This is a genomic window from Stenotrophomonas genospecies 3 (assembly GCF_054473855.1).
The window spans coordinates 56,200-72,909 of the sequence record NZ_JBTMUR010000015.1 but is presented as its reverse complement, the minus strand read 5'-3'; the positions used below and the strand labels follow the sequence as shown (position 1 = coordinate 72,909).

General features: G+C 64.2%; 17 protein-coding genes. 7 read left to right on the top strand and 10 right to left on the bottom strand.

Features of this window, described 5'->3' with window-relative positions; translation table 11 throughout:
• Positions 1 to 29 precede the first annotated feature (29 nt).
• The 4 genes from ACX9OT_RS18490 to ACX9OT_RS18475 are packed head-to-tail and all read left to right on the top strand — an operon-like array spanning position 30 to position 3,548.
• Positions 30 to 1,151, top strand: a complete 1,122-nt coding sequence (locus ACX9OT_RS18490; protein WP_032127999.1) for an ABC transporter permease — start codon at positions 30 to 32, stop codon at positions 1,149 to 1,151.
• 1 nt (position 1,152) lies between these two features.
• Positions 1,153 to 1,980: an ABC transporter ATP-binding protein gene (locus ACX9OT_RS18485; protein WP_121504842.1), complete on the top strand. Its 828-nt coding sequence runs from the start codon at positions 1,153 to 1,155 to the stop codon at positions 1,978 to 1,980.
• Between the two features lie 3 nt (positions 1,981 to 1,983).
• Complete coding sequence (locus ACX9OT_RS18480; RefSeq protein WP_459003113.1) at positions 1,984 to 2,910, top strand: MlaD family protein; 927 nt, start codon at positions 1,984 to 1,986, stop codon at positions 2,908 to 2,910.
• Positions 2,907 to 3,548: an ABC-type transport auxiliary lipoprotein family protein gene (locus ACX9OT_RS18475; RefSeq protein ID WP_459003111.1), complete on the top strand. Its 642-nt coding sequence runs from the start codon at positions 2,907 to 2,909 to the stop codon at positions 3,546 to 3,548. Before ACX9OT_RS18480 ends, ACX9OT_RS18475 begins: the two co-directional genes overlap by 4 nt.
• Before the next feature lie 4 nt (positions 3,549 to 3,552).
• Here the strand turns inward: ACX9OT_RS18475 and ACX9OT_RS18470 are convergent, their stop codons facing one another.
• The 3 genes from ACX9OT_RS18470 to ACX9OT_RS18460 are packed head-to-tail and all read right to left on the bottom strand — an operon-like array spanning position 3,553 to position 5,550.
• Positions 3,553 to 4,140, bottom strand: a complete 588-nt coding sequence (locus ACX9OT_RS18470; protein ID WP_010480687.1) for an alpha-ketoglutarate-dependent dioxygenase AlkB family protein — start codon at positions 4,138 to 4,140, stop codon at positions 3,553 to 3,555.
• Between the two features lie 44 nt (positions 4,141 to 4,184).
• Complete coding sequence (locus tag ACX9OT_RS18465) at positions 4,185 to 4,817, bottom strand: CoA transferase subunit B (RefSeq protein WP_010480686.1); 633 nt, start codon at positions 4,815 to 4,817, stop codon at positions 4,185 to 4,187.
• Between the two features lies 1 nt (position 4,818).
• Positions 4,819 to 5,550 (bottom strand): CoA transferase subunit A, encoded by a 732-nt coding sequence (locus ACX9OT_RS18460; RefSeq protein ID WP_111097810.1) that lies wholly within the window; start codon positions 5,548 to 5,550, stop codon positions 4,819 to 4,821.
• Positions 5,551 to 5,708: 158 nt separating this feature from the next.
• Here ACX9OT_RS18460 and ACX9OT_RS18455 point away from each other — a divergent pair, with 158 nt between their 5' ends.
• The 3 genes from ACX9OT_RS18455 (at position 5,709) to ACX9OT_RS18445 (ending at position 11,199) form a co-directional block, all read left to right on the top strand.
• Positions 5,709 to 8,339, top strand: a complete 2,631-nt coding sequence (locus ACX9OT_RS18455) for a DEAD/DEAH box helicase (RefSeq protein ID WP_049410546.1) — start codon at positions 5,709 to 5,711, stop codon at positions 8,337 to 8,339.
• A 97-nt stretch (positions 8,340 to 8,436) separates the two neighbouring features.
• Positions 8,437 to 9,783, top strand: coding sequence for a phosphohexomutase domain-containing protein (locus ACX9OT_RS18450; protein WP_049410544.1), 1,347 nt, complete (start codon positions 8,437 to 8,439; stop codon positions 9,781 to 9,783).
• A 12-nt stretch (positions 9,784 to 9,795) separates the two neighbouring features.
• A complete protein-coding gene (locus tag ACX9OT_RS18445) occupies positions 9,796 to 11,199 on the top strand; it encodes a mannose-1-phosphate guanylyltransferase/mannose-6-phosphate isomerase (RefSeq protein WP_049410542.1) in 1,404 nt (467 codons plus the stop codon).
• 136 nt (positions 11,200 to 11,335) lie between these two features.
• Here ACX9OT_RS18445 and ACX9OT_RS18440 read toward each other — a convergent pair whose 3' ends face one another.
• The 7 genes from ACX9OT_RS18440 to rfbA form a co-directional block, all read right to left on the bottom strand.
• Positions 11,336 to 11,935 carry a hypothetical protein gene (locus ACX9OT_RS18440; RefSeq protein WP_049410539.1) on the bottom strand — a complete coding sequence of 200 codons (600 nt, stop codon included), beginning with the start codon at positions 11,933 to 11,935 and terminating at the stop codon, positions 11,336 to 11,338.
• A complete protein-coding gene (locus tag ACX9OT_RS18435) occupies positions 11,932 to 12,306 on the bottom strand; it encodes a GtrA family protein (RefSeq protein WP_225792004.1) in 375 nt (124 codons plus the stop codon). Before ACX9OT_RS18435 ends, ACX9OT_RS18440 begins: the two co-directional genes overlap by 4 nt.
• A gap of 7 nt (positions 12,307 to 12,313) precedes the next feature.
• Positions 12,314 to 13,252, bottom strand: coding sequence for a glycosyltransferase (locus tag ACX9OT_RS18430; RefSeq protein WP_049410534.1), 939 nt, complete (start codon positions 13,250 to 13,252; stop codon positions 12,314 to 12,316).
• Between the two features lie 10 nt (positions 13,253 to 13,262).
• Positions 13,263 to 14,216 (bottom strand): UDP-glucuronic acid decarboxylase family protein, encoded by a 954-nt coding sequence (locus ACX9OT_RS18425; RefSeq protein WP_312543459.1) that lies wholly within the window; start codon positions 14,214 to 14,216, stop codon positions 13,263 to 13,265.
• A 136-nt stretch (positions 14,217 to 14,352) separates the two neighbouring features.
• Positions 14,353 to 15,258, bottom strand: a complete 906-nt coding sequence (gene rfbD / locus ACX9OT_RS18420) for a dTDP-4-dehydrorhamnose reductase (RefSeq protein ID WP_049410530.1) — start codon at positions 15,256 to 15,258, stop codon at positions 14,353 to 14,355.
• A complete protein-coding gene (gene rfbC / locus ACX9OT_RS18415) occupies positions 15,255 to 15,812 on the bottom strand; it encodes a dTDP-4-dehydrorhamnose 3,5-epimerase (protein WP_049410527.1) in 558 nt (185 codons plus the stop codon). The genes rfbD and rfbC overlap by 4 nt, the downstream gene beginning before the upstream one ends.
• The gene (gene rfbA, locus ACX9OT_RS18410; protein WP_049410525.1) at positions 15,809 to 16,696 is read right to left on the bottom strand and encodes a glucose-1-phosphate thymidylyltransferase RfbA; all 888 of its coding nucleotides are present in this window, start codon (positions 16,694 to 16,696) and stop codon (positions 15,809 to 15,811) included. Before rfbA ends, rfbC begins: the two co-directional genes overlap by 4 nt.
• Positions 16,697 to 16,710 lie beyond the last annotated feature (14 nt).

Below are 16,710 nucleotides of genomic sequence, written 5' to 3'. Positions count from 1 at the left end.
CAATACAGAACGGTTATGCTGCGACCCGAATGGCCCAAGTGACCCCGAACCACGCCCCCCAGCTCGAACAGGATGCCCATGACCCGGGCGTGATCCGCCTGTCCGGCACCTGGACCTTGAAGACCGCGCTGGCCGCGGCCGAAGTGCTGCGCGGCGTTCCCGACACGCTGACCGGCATCGATGCCACCGCCATCGAGAAGATGGATTCGGCCGGCGTGCTGCAGGTGCTGCGCGTGGCCCATCGCGCCGACCTCGGTGAGGACGCACTGAAGTTCCGCCCGGACCACCAGGCGCTGGTGTGCACCATCGAGGAAGTGGCCGACGACCGGCCCAAGCCCAAGCGCGATTTCGGCGTGCTGGCCGCGCTGGAACGGCTGGGTGTCAGCGTCCATGCCACCGGCCACAACATCAAAGCGCTGTGCAGTTTCCTCGGCGAGAACCTGGTCAAGGCCGCACGCCTGGTCAAGGAACCCCGCCGTTTCCGTCTGACCGCCACCGTGCACCAGATGGAGCAGGTCGGGCTGGATGCGGTACCGCTGGTGGCGCTACTGTCCTACCTGGTCGGCGCGGTGATCGCCTTCCTCGGCTCGACCATCCTGCGCGATTTCGGCGCCGAGATTTACGTGGTCGAGTTGGTCAACATCGCCTTCCTGCGCGAGTTCGCGGTGCTGCTGACCGCGATCGTGCTGGCCGGCCGCACCGCCAGCGCCTTCACCGCGCAGATCGGTGCGATGAAGGCGCGCGAGGAAATCGATGCGATGCGCACTCTGGGCCTGGATCCAATCGACCTGCTGGTGCTGCCACGGCTGCTGGCCCTGCTGGTCACCCTGCCCCTGCTGACCTTCATCGCCATGGTCGCCGGCCTGGCCGGCGGCATCACGGTGGGTGCGTTCGACCTGGATATTCCGCCGCAGATGTACATCGCGCGCATGCACGAGACGATGGAAGTGCGGCACATGCTGGTCGGCCTGTCGAAGGCGCCGGTGTTCGCGCTGGTGATCGGCCTGATCGGCTGCCTGGAAGGACTGAAGGTCGAAGGCACCGCGCAGTCGGTCGGCGAACGCACCACCTCCAGCGTGGTGCAGACCATCTCGCTGGTGATCATCATCGACGCCTTCGCGGCGTTGTGGTTCATGCACATGGACTGGTGACATGAGCACGCATGCGACGCCCGAAGAAATTCCCATGCAGGACGACAACGGCCACGAGCTGGCCATCCGCGTGCGCGGGCTGGTCAACCGCTTCGGCAGCCAGACCGTGCATGAGGACCTGGACCTGGATGTACGCCGCGGCGAGATCCTGGGCGTGGTGGGTGGTTCGGGTACCGGCAAATCGGTGCTGATGCGTTCGATCCTCGGCCTGCGCGTGCCCGATGCCGGGCAGATCGAAGTGCTCGGCCGCGACGCGCGTGCCGACGATGCTGAGAGCCGCCTGCACATCGAGCGCAACACCGGCGTGCTGTTCCAGGACGGCGCCCTGTTCTCCTCGCTGACCGTGGGCGAGAACGTGCAGGTGCCCTTGAAGGAACACCACCGCGAATTGCCCGAGCGCTGGCACTACGAACTGGCGCTGCTGAAAGTGAAGCTGGCCGGCCTGCCCGCCGATGCGATCAACAAGCTGCCCTCGCAGTTGTCCGGTGGCATGCGCAAGCGCGCCGGCCTGGCCCGTGCATTGGCGCTGGACCCGCCGCTGCTGTTCCTGGACGAACCGACCGCCGGCCTCGACCCGATCGGTGCGGCTGCATTCGACCGCCTGATCAAGACCCTGCAGGAAGCGCTGGGGCTGACCGTGTTCCTGATCACCCACGACCTGGACACGCTGTACGCGATCTGCGACCGGGTCGCGGTGATCGCCGACCGCAGGGTGGTGGCCAACGCACCCTTGCCTGACATCGAGAAACTGGATCATCCGTGGATCCAGGAATACTTCCACGGACCCCGCGCGCGCGCCGCGCGTGGCGAACAGATCGAGAGTGCCTGAGCCATGGAAACCAAAGCCAACTACGTGCTGATCGGCGCGTTCACCCTGATCACCGGCCTGGCCCTGCTGGCCTTCGGCCTGTGGGCCGCCAAGTACTCTTCCGACCGCACCTGGCAGGAATACCGCGTGGTGTTCCGCGAAGCGGTGACCGGGCTGTCGGTGGGCAGCCCGGTGCAGTACAACGGCATCGCGGTGGGCTCGATCACCGAACTGAACCTGGTACCGGACGACCCGCGCCAGGTGGTTGCGCGCATCCGCCTGAACTCCAACACACCGGTCAAGACCGATACCCGCGCCAAGCTGGCGATCACCAGCCTGACCGGCCCGTCGATCATCCAGCTCAGCGGTGGCACGCCGCAGTCGCCGGCGCTGACCACGGTCAACAAGGACCCGGCGCCGATCATCCCGACCACGCCGTCGGCGCTGCAGAACATCACCGACGTCGCCAACCGCATCGTCGAGCGCATGGACCAGATTCTCAGCGACCGCAACGTGGCTTCGATCAACGCGACACTGACCAACCTGGAAACCATCAGCGGTGGTCTGGCCGACCGTGACCAGGGCACGCAGGCGCTGCTGCTCAGCGCGCGCGACGCCGCCCGCAGCCTGGACACCACGCTGAAGACCACCAACGGCACCATCGAGCGCCTGGACAAGAACCTGGTGCAGCAGCTGCCGGGCATCATCGACAAGCTCGACGGCACTCTGGCCAAGCTTGATTCGGCCGCAGGCAACGCCGATTCGATCCTTGGCGAGAACCGCGCTGCCATCAACAGCTTCGCCAACGATGGCCTCGGCCAGCTCGGCCCGACGCTGACCGAACTGCGCGGCCTGATCCGCGACCTGCGCCGGGTCAGCGACCGCCTCGAGAACAACCCCGCGCGCTACCTGCTGGGCCGCGACGCACCGAAGGAGTTCGAACCCAAATGAGCCCGACCACCCTTCCGCGCCTGCTGCTGGCCGCTTCGATGGTCACCCTGCTGGGCGGCTGCTCCATCCTTGGCAGCAGCGAGAAAACCGCAGTGACGCTGTACTCGCCGTCCGTGCAGGTCAAGGCGGACCCGGCGTGGCCACAGGCCAGCTGGCAGCTGGTACTGGCCAAACCCAGCGCCGCGCGCATGGTCGACAGTCCGCGCATCAACGTGCGGCCGACGCCGTCGCAGCTGGAGATCTACAAGGGGGCCAGCTGGGCACAGCCGGCCACCGACATGATCGAGGACACCCTGCTGCGTGGCTTTGAGGACTCCGGCCGCATCCGTGGCGTGGCGCGCAGCAGTGCCGGCATCCGTGCCGACTACAAGCTGTCCACCGACGTGCGCCGCTTTGAATCGGACTACCTGGGCCAGGCCACGCCCACCGTGGTGATCGAGGTCAACGCCAAGCTGATCCATGTGGCCGACCAGCGCGTGGTCGCCGACCGTACCTTCCGCCAGGCGCAGCCGGTCGGCAGTACCGACGTGCCGGCGGTTGCCGCTGCGTTCGAGCGCGGCCTGCAGCAGCTGGCACAGGAGATGGTGGGCTGGACGCTGACAAGCGGACAGGCCGACCAGCAGACCGTCGCGCGCTGACCGGTCAGCGTGGCGTAATCCAGCGGAACGTCAGGTTGATCCGTTCACCCTGCACCCGTGCCATCTTCGGCAGCGCGTGCTGGTAGAACCGCTGTGTCTGCCCCGCCATCACCAGCAGATCGCCATGGCCGAGCAGGTACTCGGCCTTCCGCGCCGGGTCATCGCGCCGGCGCAGCAGGAAGCGGCGCGCCGCGCCCAGGCTCAGCGAAGCAATCACCGGGGTCGGCCCCAGCTCTGGCTCGTCATCGCTGTGCCAGCCCATGTAGTCGCCACCGCCGCGATAGCGGTTCAGCAGCACGCTGTTGAAGCGGCCGATGCCCTCCGCCTGCAGGCGCCCGCGCATGGCCTGCAACGCGGGTGGCCAGGGGTGCGGCACGAATTCAGCCCCGGAATAGCGGTAGCGCGCCTGCGGATCGCCGATCCAGCAGCTCAGCCGCGGCGAATCCACCCAGTTGCCGAACATGCGGATGCGATGGACCTCCCAAGGCACATCAGCCTGCAGCACGGACATCAGCGCGTCCGCGTCGGCCGGGGCCAGCCAACCCCGCAGGTGCTGGACGTCAGCATCAGGAAGATCGTCGGGGAACAGCATCGCGTGCCTTCCGGAAAGGGGCGGCCTGCAGCCGCCCCGGGACATCAAGCGCGCTGGAACGCAACGCCGGTCTTTTCCTTCAACTCGTCATCGTTGACACCGGGTGCGGCTTCCACCAGCAGCAACCCCTTGTCGGTGACATCGAACACGGCCAGGTCGGTGATGATGCGGTCGACCACGCCCACACCGGTCAACGGCAGCGTGCATTCGGTCAGGATCTTGTGCTCGCCGTTCTTGGCGGTGTGCTCCATCAGCACCACCACGCGCTGCACGCCGGCCACCAGGTCCATCGCACCACCCATGCCCTTGACCATCTTGCCGGGCACCATCCAGTTGGCCAGGTCACCCTTGTCGGTGACCTGCATGGCGCCGAGGATAGCCAGGTTCACATGGCCACCGCGGATCATCGCGAAGCTGTCGTGGCTGCCGAAATAGCTGGCACCGGCACGCGCGGTGACGGTCTGCTTGCCGGCATTGATCAGGTCGGCGTCCACTTCGGCATCGGTCGGGAACGGACCGATGCCGAGCAGGCCGTTTTCCGACTGCAGCCACACGTCCACCCCTTCGGGGATGTGGTTGGCAACCAGGGTCGGCAGGCCGATGCCCAGGTTCACGTACGCACCATCGGTCAGTTCGCGGGCGGCACGTGCCGCCATCTCATCGCGGGTCCACGCCATGTCAGTTGCCCTCCGCGCGGATGGTGCGCTGTTCGATACGCTTTTCAGGATGCGCGTTGTGCACGATGCGGTGTACATAGATGCCTGGCAGGTGCACCTGGTCCGGGTCGATGGCACCCACCGGCACCACCTCCTCCACTTCCACGATGCAGACCTTGCCGGCCATCGCGCAAGCCGGATTGAAGTTGCGCGCGGTCTTGCGGAACACCAGGTTGCCCGCTTCGTCGGCCTTCCACGCCTTGACCAGCGCCACGTCGGCGCGCAGCGCGGTTTCCATTACGTAGTGCTTGCCGTCGAATTCGCGGGTTTCCTTTCCTTCAGCCACCACCGTGCCGTAGCCGGTGGCGGTGAAGAACGCCGGAATGCCTGCACCGCCGGCACGCAGGCGCTCGGCCAGGGTGCCCTGCGGGTTGAATTCCAGCTCGAGCTCGCCGGCCAGGAACTGTCGCTCGAATTCCTTGTTCTCGCCCACGTAGGACGAAATCATCTTCTTGATCTGCCGGGTTTCCAGCAGCTGGCCCAGTCCGAAACCATCAACGCCGGCATTGTTGGAGATCACGGTCAGGCCCTTGACGCCACTGTCGCGCAGCGCGGCGATCAATGCCTCGGGAATGCCACACAGGCCGAAGCCGCCCACGGCCAGCGTCTGGCCATCGGCGACCACCCCTTGCAGGGCCTCCGCCGCACTGGCGAAGCGCTTGCTGCGCTTGCCGGTGGAAGTCGATTGCTGCATTGCTGTACTACCCTGCACGTTGAGGATGACCGCATTCTAGCTGGAGGGCGGCGAAGGGCCTGGATGCGCCGCAGCATTGCACGGGCATCGCACAGGGTTCCGTAGAATGCCGGGTTCCCCTGCCAATGGCCGGCCCCGTGCCCGCCCCACTCTCGTTGATGGCCCATACCTACACCGAAGAAGACCTGCTCCGCTGGATGGAAGGCCGGACGCTGGAAATGAGTGACCATGGCCTGTCGGAAGTCCACAGCATGCGTCTGTTCGGTGACATTCTGGTCGCTGAGGTAAAGATCCCGGCCAAGTACTCCTACCGGGTGGAGATCGACCTGGCCGCCAGCCTTCGCCATCCGCGCAGCCTGCTGCGCAACCGGTGTTCCTGCCTGCTCGGCCACGACTGCATGCACGTGGCGGCTGTGCTGGCGCAGATGCTGCAGCAGATCGACCATACGCCCCCCATGCCCGACGACAGCAGCACGCTGCCAACGCTGCTGATCCGTTCGATGACGCCCGTCCTGCGCCTGCACACGGTCGAGTTCCGTCCGCCGTGGCTCGGCCCCCGCGACCCTTCGCAATGGGCCGATATCGCGACCGTGGCCTTCGAATACGACGAGCACGTGCGGTTCCTGGATGATCCGAGCCTGTTCGCACACGATCCGGAGGGCCAGCTCGCCCTGCTGCCCCGCGACCTGGTTGAGGAGTCACGGCGCGAGGCCGAGCTGCGCACGGTGGGACTGCATCGCGACACGGAGCCACGGGCGCCATTGGACGGCGCAGGCCCGCAGTTCCAGCTGCGCACCCATGACTGGACACGGTTCCTGCTGGACGACGTGCCGCGCCTGGAAGCCCTGGGCTGGAAAGTGGAGACGGACGACGATTTCCGCCATCGCATCACCCGGGTGGATGAGATCGGCCTGGACATCCAGGCCGACCCGGCGGATGCGGGCTGGTTCAACCTGGGCCTGGACATCCAGGTGGAAGGCCGCAACGTGTCGATGGTTCCGTTGCTGCAGCAGGTGCTGCAGTCCGATCCCCGCTGGATGCGTGGCCAGCTGGACGCCATCGGCGATGACGAGAACATCCTGTTGATGGCAGGCGACAACACCCGCCTGGCACTGCGGGCCGCGCGACTGAAACCGATCATGGCCCTGCTGGCGGACCTGTTCGCCCAGCGTGGCGCGCCGCTGCGCTTGTCAGCGCTTGACCGTGGCCGCCTGCAGGCGCTGCGGGATACGGCGCGCCTGCAGTTCCGGGGGCGCAAGGACACCCAGGCACTGGTGCAGCGCCTGATGCAGGCACCCGCACTGGGTGAAGTGCCGCCACCGGCGGGGCTGGTGGCGACGCTGCGTCCCTATCAGCGTGAAGGCCTGTCGTGGCTGCAGTACCTGCGCCAGCAGGGTCTGGGCGGCGTGCTGGCCGATGACATGGGGCTGGGCAAGACCCTGCAGACGCTGGCGCATCTGCTGGTCGAGAAGGAAAGTGGCCGCTTGGACCGGCCGGCGCTGCTGGTGGTGCCGACCTCGCTGCTGCACAACTGGCAGAGCGAAGCCGCACGCTTCACCCCTGGCCTGCGGGTGCTGACCCTGCACGGACCGACGCGCGAAGCACTGTTCGAGGCGATTCCCGAGCATGATCTTGTGCTGACCACGTATCCCCTGCTGTGGCGCGACGAGCAGGCGCTGCAGGCACATGCCTACCATCTGCTGATTCTGGATGAAGCCCAGCAGGTGAAGAATCCGAAGTCACGTGCGGCCATTACCCTGCGCACGCTGCAGGCCCGCCATCGCCTGTGCCTGACCGGCACGCCACTGGAGAACCATCTGGGCGAGCTGTGGACGCAGTTCGACTTCCTGCTGCCCGGCCTGCTCGGCAGCGAAAAGCAGTTCAACCAGCATTGGCGCCATCCGATCGAACGCGGCAGCGACCACCGTCGCGCCACGTTGCTGGCGCAGCGTCTGCGTCCCTTCATCCTGCGCCGGCGCAAGGACCAGGTCGCGTCAGAGCTTCCGCCCAAGACCCTCATTACCCGTGCGGTGGACATGGAAGGCGGCCAGCGTGATCTCTATGAAACCGTGCGTGCAGCGATGGAAAAGCAGGTGCGCGAGGCCATCAGCGGCAGCGGGCTGGCGCGCAGCCATATCGTGGTGCTGGATGCCCTGCTGAAGCTGCGCCAGGTCTGCTGCGATCCGCGCCTGCTGCCGGGCGACACCCCGGCACGCAATGCCGGCTCGGCCAAGCTGGAGCTGCTGCGCGACATGCTGCCGTCGATGGTCGAGGAAGGCCGGCGGGTCCTGGTGTTCTCGCAGTTCACCGGCATGCTGGCACTGATCGCACAGGCGCTGGAGGAGCTCGGGCTGGCCTATGTGACCCTGACCGGCGACACCCAGGACCGGGCTACGCCGGTGCAGCGCTTCATGCAGGGCGAGGTGCCGGTGTTCCTGATCAGCCTGAAGGCAGGTGGCGTCGGGTTGAACCTGACCGCCGCCGACACCGTCATCCACTTCGACCCCTGGTGGAACCCGGCGGCCGAAAACCAGGCCAGTGACCGCGCCCATCGCATCGGCCAGCAGCAGCCGGTGTTCGTTTACCGGCTGATCGCCGCAGGCAGCATTGAAGAACGGATCGCCGAGCTGCAGGAACGCAAGGCCACGCTGGCCGACTCGATTCTGGAAGGCGGCGGCAGCACGGGGCCACGCTTCAGCGAGGAAGACGTGCAGGCGCTGCTGGCGCCGTTGCCGGGCCTGCCCGGCAAACGTTCCCGTAAAGCGGGCAAACGGTCGACGCGAGCCTGACCCCCGAACGCCAGTCAGGTGGCGTTCCCCGATGGAAACGATTCCCATACGGGACTGGGACTACAATTGGGGGCTGAGCTCACAAAGGATCTGATCGATGCCCCTGCCCGCCTTCAAGGCCTACGATATCCGCGGCCGTGTGCCGGAAGAACTGAACGAAGACCTGGCCCGCCGCATCGGCGTCGCCCTGGCCGCACAGCTCGCTCCCGGTCCGGTGGTCCTCGGCCACGATGTGCGCCTGACCAGCCCGGCGCTGCAGGATGCGCTGGCCGCAGGCCTGCGTGGTACCGGCCGCGAGGTGATCGACATCGGCCTGTGCGGCACCGAAGAGGTCTACTTCCAGACCGATCACCTCGGTGCGGCCGGCGGCGTGATGGTGACCGCCAGCCACAACCCGATGGACTACAACGGGATGAAGCTGGTCAAGGAGAATGCCCGTCCGATCAGCTCCGATACCGGCCTGTTCGCGATTTCCGACGCGGTCGCCGTCGATACGTCCGAGGCCCAGCCGCCGCGCGCCGGGCAGACCGCCCAGCATGACAAGAGCGCCTACATCCAGCACCTGCTCAGCTATGTCGATGCCAGCAAGCTCACGCCGCTGAAGCTGGTGGTGAATGCCGGCAACGGCGGCGCGGGCGCCATCGTCGACCTGCTGGCACCGCACCTGCCGTTCGAGTTCATCCGCATCTGCCACGAACCCGACGGCAACTTCCCCAACGGCATTCCCAACCCGCTGCTGCCGGAAAACCGTGCCGCCACTGCCGACGCCGTGCGCGAGCATGGTGCTGACTTCGGCATCGCCTGGGACGGCGACTTTGATCGCTGCTTCTTCTTCGATCACACCGGCCGCTTCATCGAGGGCTATTACCTGGTCGGCCTGCTGGCCAAGGCTATCCTCGCGCGCAATCCCGGCGGCAAGGTCGTGCACGACCCTCGCCTGGTCTGGAACACCGTGGAGATGGTGGAGCAGGCGGGCGGCGTACCGGTGCTGTGCAAGAGCGGCCATGCCTTCATCAAGGAAAAGATGCGCGCCGAGGATGCGGTGTATGGCGGCGAGATGAGCGCCCACCACTACTTCCGCGAATTCGCCTATGCCGACTCCGGCATGATCCCGTGGCTGCTGATCGCCCAGCTGATTTCCGAAAGCGGCCGCTCGCTGGCCGACTGGGTCGAAGACCGCATGGCGGCCTATCCGTGCAGTGGCGAGATCAACTTCAAGGTGGCCGATGCCAAGGCCGCTGTGGCCCGCGTCATGGCGCACTTCGCGGCGCAAGCGCCGGTACTGGACCACACCGACGGCATCAGTGCCGACTTCGGCGACTGGCGCTTCAACCTGCGCAGCTCCAACACCGAGCCGCTGCTGCGCCTGAACGTTGAAGCCCGCGGCGACGCAGGGCTGATGCAGGCCCGCACTGATGAAATTTCCCACCTCCTTCAGCAGTAACCAAGGACGACCATGAGCATCATCCAGCCCGTCATTCTGTCCGGTGGCTCCGGCACCCGCCTGTGGCCGCTGTCGCGCGAGTCCTACCCCAAGCAGTTCCTGCCGTTGGCCAGCGAGCTGACGATGCTGCAGGCCACCTGGCAGCGCGTCGCTCCCATCGCCGCGCATGGCCCGCTGGTGATCGCCAACGAGGAGCACCGCTTCGTCGCTGCCGAGCAGCTGCAGCAGGTCGGCGCCGAGCCGGCTGGCATCATCCTGGAGCCGGTGGGCCGCAATACGGCGCCGGCGATCGCGGTCGCAGCCCTGGAGGCCACCCGCGACGGCGCCGATGCGCTGCTGCTGGTGCTGCCCTCGGACCATGTGATCACCGATGAGGCCGCATTCCGCGCAGTCGTGCAGGCTGCAGCCAGCGCTGCCGAGGCCGGCAAGCTGGTGACCTTCGGCATCGTGCCGAGCGGTCCGGAAACCGGCTACGGCTATATCAAGGCCGCCGATGGGCAGGGCCTGCGTGCGGTCGAGCGCTTTGTCGAAAAGCCCGACCTTGAGACCGCCACCGGTTACGTCAGCAGCGGCCAGTATTACTGGAACAGCGGCATGTTCCTGTTCAAGGCCTCGCGCTACCTGCAGGAACTTGAGCACTTCCAGCCCGACATGCTGGCCGGCAGCCGCCAGGCCTGGCAGCAGGCCCGTCGCGATTCGGATTTCACCCGTCTGGACAAGGACGCCTTCGCTGCGGTTCCTTCCGACTCCATCGACTACGCGGTGATGGAAAAAACCGCAGACGCCGTGGTGATTCCGCTGGACGCCGGCTGGAACGATGTCGGCTCGTGGACGGCGCTGCGCGATGTCTCGCAGCAGGACGGCGATGGCAACGCCCACCAGGGCGATGTGATCGCCATCGACTGCCGCAACACCTATGCCTATGCACAGCGCCTGGTGGCACTGGTCGGCCTGGATGACGTGATCGTCGTCGAGACCGACGACGCGGTGCTGGTCGGCAAGGCCGATCGCATGCAGGAGGTCAAGACCGTTGTCGCCCAACTGAAGGCCGAAGGCCGCAGCGAGGCCGCCTGGCATCGCAAGGTCTACCGCCCGTGGGGCGCCTACGATTCAATCGATAACGGCGAGCGTTTCCAGGTCAAGCGCATCACGGTCAAGCCCGGCGGCACGCTCAGCCTGCAGATGCATCATCATCGCGCCGAACACTGGATCGTGGTCAGCGGCACCGCAGAAGTGACCCGCGGCGACGAAGTGATCCTGCTCAGCGAGAACCAGAGCACCTACATCCCGCTGGGCGTGACTCACCGCCTGCGCAACCCCGGAAAACTGCCGCTGGAACTGATCGAAGTACAGTCGGGCAGCTACCTGGGCGAGGATGACATCGTGCGGTTCGAGGATACCTACGGGCGCAGCTGAGGTGGGTTGCCAATCCTGCAACCGGCCAAGGGCGTTACAGAGAAAAGCCAGGGTCAATGACCCTGGCTTTTTCGTTGATCAGTTGCAAAGTTGAGACCACTAAGGGTGTGTCAGGCTGACAACCGAAAAAGCGACACTATTGGCACCGGTAGTCTTTGCTCATCTGACTGTCTCGGAATGGATCAGTAAGCGCATCGGTGTACTGACCCATCAACAGCCTATGAGTCGGCAGCAGATTCTTCCTGTAGAAACGACTGAAAGATGCCAACCTCTCACCGCGCTCCGTCAACTTCACGCAACCGCGCTGGATCTCGATGGTGCCGGACTGCAACTGCTCCGTCAGGCGCACTTCTACCAGGTGGTGCTCTCGCACGTACTCATCCGTAAAAACTTCACGGAACGCATCCTCCCGGATCCCTCCCCCTCGCTGCTGCAACTTCTCAAGAATGTAAAACGACAGCGAACGATCAATGACGGTCGGCACTGAAATTGCGAACAAGTACCCGCCAAGCAACCAGATCGTAGCGAGCTGAATCAACTCGAGCTTGCTGAATTCACTGAACCATTTGAATAAATGAAGCGTGCCAAACACGAGTACCAATGCGATCGCCGCATCAAGCACGCTGGCATAGAAAACTACGTTGACCCGGAAGTACCGCATATGGATGTAGTACGTGAGCAGCAGCGCAACAATGAAGACGGCAGTTGCCAAACCTGCCCGCAAGTACTTGTTCATTTGAACACCAAAAGTTTATTCGCTATGAAACTGAAAGCCATCTGCACCGCAGTTGCTATGAGAAATCCAATGCGATAGTCGTATCCCAATCGATCTGCCCAGATGTACATCACCAGGGCATGCAACGCTGCTATCGCAACATACACGACCAGGAACAGCGAGCCCTGCTTGAGCAGACTGCCCTGCTGACCGTGGAAGACGAAATAGCGATTACCGACGAAGGAGACAGCGATACCGAAAACTGCGGCTATCGCATTGGCAATGCCCGCGACAGGAATCTGGAGAACTTCAATATTGAAATGCAGCACCCCGTAGTGCACGACCGTAGCTACGACTCCGTTGATGACGTAGCGAACGAACTGGCCGGACAACAGTCGCTCACTGCCGGCCGGCATACTGAATCTCTGCAACGAACTCCCGGTAGCTCCCTGCAACCAAGACGCCCCCGCTACGGATCATGCCCGAAAGCATCAGAATGATCAGCGTCAACGCAGCGGTCTGCAGAAACACCAGCAAGAGGATTCCAAACGCAAGAGAAAACCAACCCGGAGTCGCAAACCCGAGAGCTTTAAGGAGCAGAGCAAGAACGCCACCGCAGACCGATAGTCCTGCAACCAGTGTGCACGCAATACCCACACGCACGAGCACGTCCTCCGCAAAGACCATCAGCGCACGGAAGCCATGCAATGCCAAACCGACGAAATTCATCTTGCTGCGGCCCGCATAACGCGGCCCCCGATCCAGCGAGCAGGTCTGCACCCGCAACTTCGACCCCAGCACAGCAGCAGCGACGTGAGTCCACAACTCCTGCATCGAGGCCAGTCGACGGACTGCAGGCATCTTGGCTGCCATGAAGTTGCCAAAACTGATCCGGCGCCCACTGAGAAGCGAGAACAGCATCTTGTATACAACATAGAAAGCCTTGAACTTCAAGGATTCCACTCGACTTTTCCGACTCGCGACGACCACATCCACCTCGGGCGAATCCAGCGCTGAAACCAGCTCGGTCATGCTTTCCGGCGTATCTTCGCCATCGGAATCCATGGCAACTACAACCACATCATCCCCGAAGTGCTCGGCTACATAACTAAGACCAATTGCGATCGCGCGTTGATGCCCTACATTGCGGCGCAACTTGATCACCACACCATCAAGGGCCGCAGCCCGAATTGCCGAAACATCAAGGGGCTGACGCACGGATCCGTCATCGACAGCCACGATGTAGGTGTCGAGCCCCTGCGTTCGGGCAATCTCAAGGAACAACTTGGATGACGCTTCCAAGTCCTCGTACACGGGCATCACCACGACCTTGCGCATCAGTTCTTCCTCATGCCTGCAGGCGGTGACGGAAATATGCGATGGTTTCCTTCAGGCCATCCTCAAGACAGACCTTCGGCTCCCAGTCGAACGTTGACTTTGCAAGACTGATGTCGGGCTGACGCTGTTTCGGATCGTCCGAAGGCAACGGGCGGAACTCGATGGTCGAGTGCCCGCCGACAAGGCGCAGAACCGTCTCAGCCAGCTCCAGCATCGTAAATTCGCCGGGATTGCCGATGTTGACTGGACCAGTGAAATCGGCGGGGGAATCCATCAGACGCAACATCCCCTCCACCAGGTCATCGACATAGCAGAAGCTACGGGTCTGTGTACCATCGCCGTAGATCGTAATAGGCTCACCTTTGAGCGCCTGTACAATGAAATTGCTCACCACCCGCCCATCACTTGGATGCATGCGCGGGCCATAGGTATTGAAGATCCGCATCACCTTGATCTCCAACTGATGTTGACGCCAGTAGTCGAAGAACAAGGTCTCCGCACAGCGCTTGCCCTCGTCATAACAGCTGCGGATGCCGATCGGGTTCACGCGTCCCCAGTAGCCTTCGACCTGCGGATGGATCTCGGGATCACCGTAGACCTCGCTGGTACTTGCCTGGAGGATGCGCGCCCCAACACGCTTGGCCAGGCCAAGCATGTTGATGGCTCCGTGGACACTGGTCTTGGTGGTCTGCACCGGATCGTACTGATAATGCACGGGCGAGGCGGGGCAAGCCAGGTTGAAGATGCGGTCCACTTCGACATACAGGGGAAATGTGACGTCGTGTCGCATCAACTCAAAGCGGGGATGGTCCAGCAGACCCTGAACATTGGCCTTGCTTCCGGTGTAGAAATTGTCCACGCAGAGAACATCGTGCCCAGCCTCGATCAGCCGATCGCAAAGGTGGGAACCGAGGAAACCGGCACCACCGGTAACCAGAATGCGTTTTTGCTCTTCAAGTTTCAAAGCTGACCTCGGCATTTTGAAGTTGCGACCATGGAGGCGAATGGGACTGTACACATGGATAGGCACAGACTGATCGCGGTGATTGTATGCGAAAACAAGGAGTCGCCTCCGGCAAACCGAGCGTACTCCCCACACCTCAGCCGTTGGCCGGTACCAGCTCAGTCATCACCCGCTTCAGGCCATCCTGCCAGGCCGGCAGCACGATGCCGAAATCCTGCTGCAGCTTGCGGTTGTCCAGCACCGACCAGGCCGGACGTTTGGCCGGGGTCGGATACTCGGAACTGGGAATCGCCTCGACCGACGGCGCCTTCGACAGCACGCCCGAAGACAGAGCCTCCGCGAAGATCGCCTCGGCAAAACCGTGCCAGCTGGTCTGGCCACTGGCGGTCAGGTGCCAGGTACCGGACAACGGATCCGGATACTGCAGCGCCTGCGCAGTGACATCGGCGATCAGCGCGGCCGGGGTCGGCGTGCCGATCTGGTCGGCCACCACACGCAGCTGGTCGCGCTCGGCGCCCACCCGCAACATCGTGCGCAGGAAATTGGCACCGTGCGAGGCATACACCCACGCCGTGCGGAAGATCAGGTGACGACCACCGGCGGCGCGCACGGCGTCTTCGCCATCCCGCTTGCTGGTGCCATAGACGCCCAGCGGCGCGGTCGCTTCGTCTTCGCGGTAGGGCGCACTGCCCTGACCGTCGAACACGTAGTCGGTGGAGTAATGCACGAAGGGCACGCCATGCGCCGCGCACCAGCGCGCGATCACACCCGGTGCCTGCGAGTTGGCCGCGAACGCGGCCTCGGCGTCCTGTTCGGCGCGATCCACCGCCGTGTAGGCCGCGGCATTGACCACCACCGACGGCCGCAGCCGGTCCAGCAGGGCTGTCAGGCTGTCAGGCTGGCCGAAATCAGCGGTTTCACAGGGGCTGCCATCAGGCAGGACGCCGCTACGGGTGGTTGCAACCACCTTGCCCAGGGGCGCCAGCGCGCGCAGCAGCTCCTGGCCGACCTGGCCGTTGCCGCCAAAGACCAGCACGGTCATGGCGCGTAAACCGGCAGGCGGTCTTCGGCAATGTCCTTCAGGAAGAGCGCGTTCTCGTCCTTGGCCGACAGCGTCGGTGCACTGACCGGCCAGTCCACGGCGATATCCGCATCGTTCCAGCGCACGCCTGCATCGAAGTCCTTCAGGTAGACCTCGGTGCACAGATAGCTGAACACCGCGCGCTCGGACAGTACGGCAAAGCCGTGGGCGAAGCCTTCCGGAATCCAGAACTGCTTCTTGTTCTCCGCGCTCAGCACCACCGCTTCCCACTGGCCGAAGGTCGGCGAGCCGCGGCGGATGTCCACGGCCACGTCATAGACCTCGCCTTCCAGCACGCTGACCAGCTTGCCCTGCGGGCGCGGCCACTGGTAATGCAGGCCACGCAGCACGCCCTGCGCCGAGGTGGACACATTGCTCTGCACGAAACGATCCGGCAGGCCCAGCGCGGCGAAACGCTCGGCATTCCAGGTTTCAAAGAAATAACCGCGGGCATCGCCGAACACGGCCGGCTCGATCACCACGCAGCCGGGCAACTTGGTTTCAATCACTTTCACGGAACGACTCCACGCTGGGCGAGCGTGTGCAGGTACTGGCCGTAGCCATTCTTGATCAACGGCGCAGCCAGCGCCTCCAGCTGCTCGGCATTGATCCAGCCTCGGCCGAACGCGATTTCTTCCGGGCAGCAGACCTGCAGGCCCTGGCGGGTCTGGATGGTCTCGATGAAGTTGGAGGCTTCCAGCAGCGACTGGTGAGTGCCGGTATCCAGCCAGGCATAGCCACGGCCGAGCGCTTCCAGGTGGAGGTTACCCTCGGCCAGATAGCGATTGTTGAGATCGGTGATCTCCAGCTCGCCACGCGGCGACGGCTTCAGTTCGGCGGCGTGCGCGCTGGCGTTGCTGTCGTAGAAATACAGGCCGGTGACCGCATAGTTCGAGCGCGGGTTTTCAGGCTTCTCCACCAGGTCGATGACCTTGCCGCTCTTGTCGAACTCGGCCACGCCGTAGCGTTCCGGGTCGTTCACCCAGTAGCCGAACACGGTGGCGCCATCCACGCGCTGGTCGGCACGCTTGAGCACGTCGCGCAGGCCGTGGCCGTGGAAGATGTTGTCGCCCAGCACCAGGCAGCTCGGCTTGCCGGCGACGAAGTCGCGGCCGATCAGGTAGGCCTGGGCCAGGCCATCCGGACTCGGCTGCACCGCGTACTGGATGTCCATGCCCCATTGCGAACCGTCGCCCAGCAGCTGCTGGAACAGCGCCTGTTCGTGCGGAGTATTGATGATCAGCACTTCGCGGATGCCCGCCAGCATCAGCACGCTGAGCGGGTAGTAGATCATCGGCTTGTCGTACACCGGCAACAGCTGCTTGCTGACGCCCTTGGTGATCGGATACAGCCGGGTGCCGGAACCGCCGGCCAGGATGATGCCCTTACGTTGCGTCATGTTATCTCCCGGCC

Bases quoted from the DNA above. Each gene is read 5' to 3' on its own strand.
- ACX9OT_RS18490 (WP_032127999.1), top strand. From the start codon at position 30: ATGGCCCAAGTGACCCCGAACCACGCCCCCCAGCTCGAACAGGATGCC.
- ACX9OT_RS18485 (WP_121504842.1), top strand. From the start codon at position 1,153: ATGAGCACGCATGCGACGCCCGAAGAAATTCCCATGCAGGACGACAAC.
- ACX9OT_RS18480 (WP_459003113.1), top strand. From the start codon at position 1,984: ATGGAAACCAAAGCCAACTACGTGCTGATCGGCGCGTTCACCCTGATC.
- ACX9OT_RS18475 (WP_459003111.1), top strand. From the start codon at position 2,907: ATGAGCCCGACCACCCTTCCGCGCCTGCTGCTGGCCGCTTCGATGGTC.
- ACX9OT_RS18470 (WP_010480687.1), bottom strand. From the start codon at position 4,140: ATGCTGTTCCCCGACGATCTTCCTGATGCTGACGTCCAGCACCTGCGG.
- ACX9OT_RS18465 (WP_010480686.1), bottom strand. From the start codon at position 4,817: ATGGCGTGGACCCGCGATGAGATGGCGGCACGTGCCGCCCGCGAACTG.
- ACX9OT_RS18460 (WP_111097810.1), bottom strand. From the start codon at position 5,550: ATGCAGCAATCGACTTCCACCGGCAAGCGCAGCAAGCGCTTCGCCAGT.
- ACX9OT_RS18455 (WP_049410546.1), top strand. From the start codon at position 5,709: ATGGCCCATACCTACACCGAAGAAGACCTGCTCCGCTGGATGGAAGGC.
- ACX9OT_RS18450 (WP_049410544.1), top strand. From the start codon at position 8,437: ATGCCCCTGCCCGCCTTCAAGGCCTACGATATCCGCGGCCGTGTGCCG.
- ACX9OT_RS18445 (WP_049410542.1), top strand. From the start codon at position 9,796: ATGAGCATCATCCAGCCCGTCATTCTGTCCGGTGGCTCCGGCACCCGC.
- ACX9OT_RS18440 (WP_049410539.1), bottom strand. From the start codon at position 11,935: ATGAACAAGTACTTGCGGGCAGGTTTGGCAACTGCCGTCTTCATTGTT.
- ACX9OT_RS18430 (WP_049410534.1), bottom strand. From the start codon at position 13,252: ATGCGCAAGGTCGTGGTGATGCCCGTGTACGAGGACTTGGAAGCGTCA.
- rfbD (WP_049410530.1), bottom strand. From the start codon at position 15,258: ATGACCGTGCTGGTCTTTGGCGGCAACGGCCAGGTCGGCCAGGAGCTG.
- rfbA (WP_049410525.1), bottom strand. From the start codon at position 16,696: ATGACGCAACGTAAGGGCATCATCCTGGCCGGCGGTTCCGGCACCCGG.